The sequence below is a fragment of the uncultured Leptotrichia sp. genome, assembly GCF_938036635.1.
Classification (GTDB): domain Bacteria; phylum Fusobacteriota; class Fusobacteriia; order Fusobacteriales; family Leptotrichiaceae; genus Leptotrichia; species Leptotrichia hongkongensis.
Window position 1 is genome coordinate 1 of the sequence record NZ_CALHQO010000086.1, and the last position, 3,662, is coordinate 3,662.

Sequence of the window (3,662 nt, forward strand, 5' to 3'; positions counted from 1 at the left end):
AATTATGAAGAGTTTTGGGCATTAAAAGATATAAATCTAAAAATAGAAAAAGGAGAAGTTGTTGGTTTAGTAGGATTTAATGGAGCAGGAAAAAGTACTCTTTTAAAAGTTATTTCTCAAATAATAGAACCTACAACAGGAATAGTAAAAGTTGATGGAAAAATATCACCGCTTATAGAATTAGGAACAGGTTTTGATTTTGATTTGACAGCTAGAGAAAACATATATCTTAATGGTTATATATTAGGGTATAGTAAAAAGTTTATTGATAAAAGTTTTGACGAAATAGTTGAGTTTGCAGAGCTTGGCGAATTTATTGATGTTCCGTTAAAAAGTTTTTCTTCTGGAATGGTAGCAAGATTAGGATTTGCGATATCTACTATTGTAAAACCTGATATTTTGATAGTAGATGAAATTTTATCAGTTGGAGATTTTAAATTTCAAGAAAAAAGTTTAAATAAAATAAAATCTATGATGGAAGATGGAGTAACGGTACTTATGGTGTCACACTCAATAGATCAAATAGAAAAAATGTGTAATAGAGTAGTTTGGCTTGAAAATGGAAGTATAAAAAAAATAGGGTTAACAAAAGAAATATGCAGTGAATACAAAAATAGTTAAGTTTAGGAGGAACAGATGAAAGTACTGGTAACAGGAGCTAACGGCTATATAGGGAAAAATGTTGTGAAATGGCTATTAGACAATGGAAATGATGTTTTAGCAGCAGATATTAATTTAGATAAAGTTGATGAAAGATCAGAAAAATTAATTATTAATTTGTTTGAAAATACAGATGAATATCTAGAAAAATTTAAAGACATTGATGTATGTATTCATTTAGCCTGGAGAAATGGGTTTATTCATAATTCAATAACACATCTACAAGATATATCAAAACATTATGAGTTTTTGGAAAAAATAAGTAAAATTGGAATAAAAAACATAAATGTTATAGGAACAATGCATGAAATAGGATATTGGGAAGGCGAAATAAATGAAGATACTCCGACAAATCCTATTTCTTTTTATGGAATAGCCAAAAACACATTGAGACAGTCACTAAAAATTTTAGAAAAATCTGAAAATATTGAATTAAAATGGTTAAGAGTTTATTACATTCAAGGAGATGACAGAAATAATAATTCAATTTTTGCCAAAATTCTTCAAAAAGAAGAAGAAGGTGCAGATAAATTTCCTTTTACGACAGGGACAAATAAATATGACTTCATTAATGTATTTAAATTAGCTGAGATGATTTCAAAGGCTTCTTTACAAACTGAAGTAAAAGGTATTATAAATTGTTGTTCTGGAAAAGCAATAAGTTTGAAAGATAAAGTTGAAAGTTTTTTGTTGGAAAATAATTTAAATATAAAATTAGAGTATGGAGTTTTTCCTGACAGAGAATACGATTCTCCTGCATTATGGGGAAATAATAAGAAGATAAAAGAAATATTGAACAAGGGAGAATAAATGAATGAAAAGAGTTGCAATATATTTTTTCTATGATAAAGACGGAGTGGTTGATAGATATGTAAATTATTTTTTAGAAGATTTTAAAAAGAACTTAGATAGATTAATAGTTGTATGTAATGGTAAATTGACTCCAGAGGGAAGACAAGAGTTTTCGAAATACACTAATGAGATAATCGTGAGAGAAAATAAAGGATTTGATGTTTGGGCATATAAAGAAGGAATAGAATACATCGGCTGGGATAATTTAAAAAATTATGATGAATTAATTATGTTAAATATGACTATTATGGGGCCTGTTTACTCATTTAAAGAAATGTTTGATGAAATGGACAGCAGAAAAGAACTTGACTTTTGGGGAATAACGAAATTTCATAAATTTCCAGTTGATCCATGGGGATTAATAAAATATAGATATATTCCAGAGCATATACAGTCACATTTCATAGCAGTAAGAAAGCCAATGCTTACTAGTTATGAATTTAGACAGCATTGGGAAAAAATGAGAATGATTAATACGTATTTTGAAAGTGTTTCCTATCATGAATCTATTTTTACAAAAAAATTTAATGACAAAGGTTTTAAATCAGATAGCTATATAAATAGTGATGATTTAAAAGATTTTACAGATCATCCAATAATAGATTACCCTAAAAAAATAATAGAGGAAAAAAGATGTCCTATTTTTAAAAGAAGATCCTTTTTTAATCCTTATGATGATTTTTTGACAAGAAGTATGGGGAGATCTTCTCTGGAACTATTCAAATATATTGAAGAGAATACAAATTATGATGTAAATCTTATATGGGATAATATACTAAGAGTTGAAAACATGTATGATATAAAAAATACTTTACATCTTAACTATAATCTTCCATCAAATTATAACTTGTTAAAAGATAATAATTCAAAAAAAATAGGATTATTCTTTCACATTTATTTTGAAGATTTAATTGAAGAATGTTTTAATTATGCTTCAAACATGCCTGAATATGTTGATATTTTTATAACGACAGATAAAGAAAATAAAAAAATAAAAATAGAAAATAAATTTTCAGAACTAAAAAATAAAGTAGATATTAAAATAATAGAAAACAGGGGGAGAGATGTGAGCGCTTTTCTAGTCCCAAATAGAGAAGAAATTTTAAAATATGATATAGCATGTTTTGCTCATGATAAAAAAACAAAGCAACTTCACCCTGAATTAAAAGGTGAAGAATTTAAATATAAATGTCTTGAAAATATACTGGGCAATAAAAATTTTGTTAATAATATAATAAATTTATTTATTGAAAATCCTAGATTAGGATTACTGTCACCGCCAGCCCCTAATCATGCAGAATTTTATGGAAATTTGGGAAGAGAATGGGGAGAAAATTTCGATATAACAGTAGAATTTTTAAAAGATTTAAAGATTGAAATAAATGTTGATAAAAATAAAACTCCAGTTGCACCTTATGGAACAATGTTTTGGTTTAGGCCTAAAGCAATGAAAAAATTATTAGAAAAGGCTTGGAAATATGAAGATTTTCCTAAAGAACCAAACAAAATTGATGGAACAATGCTACACGCAATAGAAAGAGCCTATCCTTTTGTTGTTCAGGAAGCTGGTTTCTATTCAGCAAATGTTTTAAATGAAGACTTTGCAAGAGTAGAAATGACAAATTTAGGGTTTATGCTTTCTTCATTAAATAAAACATTATATTCGAATAAATTATTTCAACATTATGGAATGCAATATTTTTTATTAGATTTTATGAAAAAAACATTGGGTGGTAAACTAAAATTCCGCAATCTTTTAAAAATGTTTATTATTTCCAAAATGCCAGAAGGAATGAGAAATTTTTTAATAAAAGTTAGAAAGAAATTTAGAAGGAGAAAAAATGAAAATTAAAAGAAAAATCGGACTATTTTATATATTCGTTTTTTATGTTATATTCATTATGACACTAAATTATCCTAATCATCCAGATGAATATATGTATTCATATATTTTTGGAACAAATATAAGAATATCTTATCCAATCCAATTATTTATCTCTTTAAAAAAAATGTATTTTGAATGGTCTGGTAGAGTTGTCTCAAATTTTTTACAACAATTTTTTATATTTATAGGAAAAGATAGTTTTGTTATACTAAATTCTTTTGTTTTTATCTTAATTTTATTTTTTAGTTCTAAACTTATATTAAAA

Annotated in this window: 4 protein-coding genes; all 4 read left to right on the forward strand. The window is 26.2% G+C overall.

Features of this window, described 5'->3' with window-relative positions; translation table 11 throughout:
* The coding region (locus Q0370_RS01615; protein WP_299571216.1) for an ABC transporter ATP-binding protein at window positions 1–621 on the forward strand (621 nt) is incomplete at its 5' end.
* Window positions 622–636: 15 nt separating this feature from the next.
* On the forward strand, window positions 637–1,470 hold the full coding sequence (locus tag Q0370_RS01620) for an NAD(P)-dependent oxidoreductase (protein WP_299571218.1): 834 nt from the start codon (window positions 637–639) through the stop codon (window positions 1,468–1,470).
* 4 nt (window positions 1,471–1,474) lie between these two features.
* Window positions 1,475–3,364 (forward strand): rhamnan synthesis F family protein, encoded by a 1,890-nt coding sequence (locus Q0370_RS01625; RefSeq protein WP_299571220.1) that lies wholly within the window; start codon window positions 1,475–1,477, stop codon window positions 3,362–3,364.
* The coding region (locus Q0370_RS01630) for a DUF6056 family protein (RefSeq protein ID WP_299571222.1) at window positions 3,354–3,662 on the forward strand (309 nt) is incomplete at its 3' end. The genes Q0370_RS01625 and Q0370_RS01630, both read left to right, overlap by 11 nt.

Excerpts from the sequence above, each read along its gene's own strand:
- Q0370_RS01625 (WP_299571220.1), top strand. The coding sequence starts at position 1,475 with ATGAAAAGAGTTGCAATATATTTTTTCTATGATAAAGACGGAGTGGTT.
- Q0370_RS01620 (WP_299571218.1), top strand. The coding sequence starts at position 637 with ATGAAAGTACTGGTAACAGGAGCTAACGGCTATATAGGGAAAAATGTT.